The 540-nt window shown below is 37.8% G+C and carries 1 pseudogene; it reads right to left on the bottom strand.

The features are described 5' to 3' along the window. Positions 1-540: pseudogene (locus PL9214_RS31885) on the bottom strand (CHASE2 domain-containing protein); the annotation flags it as partial.

Here is a 540-nt window from a genome sequence, read left to right on the forward strand (position 1 = left end):
AGCTTCTATATTAATTCCGTCTTGATGACCTAAAATGGCTAAAATTTTCAATCGAGAGCCAGGGCGAAATATTTGATTTCCAGCCAGGGGTTCTAATTCTAAGGGACTAATCGCTAATTCAGCATTGGAATAACTCTCAAAAAAATCCCACAAATGTAAGGGTAGTTTTTTTAAAGTCAGATCTGAAGTCCGAATTAATACCCGAATTTCTTCATTTCGTTGACATTCTTCTCGAAGTCGTTGATCTAAGGGACGAAATGTATCAGAATTGAGCCAAGTTTTCAGATGCGATCGCAATTCATCGGCAGAAGTTTTACAAGCTTTAATTCGCTGATGAATTGAACCTTGACGAATAATGCTTTGCGGTTTAATTCTGGCTGGAGAACCTAAGCTGCGATATTTGTCATTCCAGTGGAGTTGTAAATGCTGGAATAATTTAGGATTAGGAGGAAGATAACCCTGTTTTTCTAAAACAAGACGACCCGTTTCTTCCCGAACTTCTAAAATAACTTTAAAGCCGAGAATATCCCAATCACCATT

This window comes from Planktothrix tepida PCC 9214 (assembly GCF_900009145.1).
GTDB classification, from domain to species: domain Bacteria; phylum Cyanobacteriota; class Cyanobacteriia; order Cyanobacteriales; family Microcoleaceae; genus Planktothrix; species Planktothrix tepida.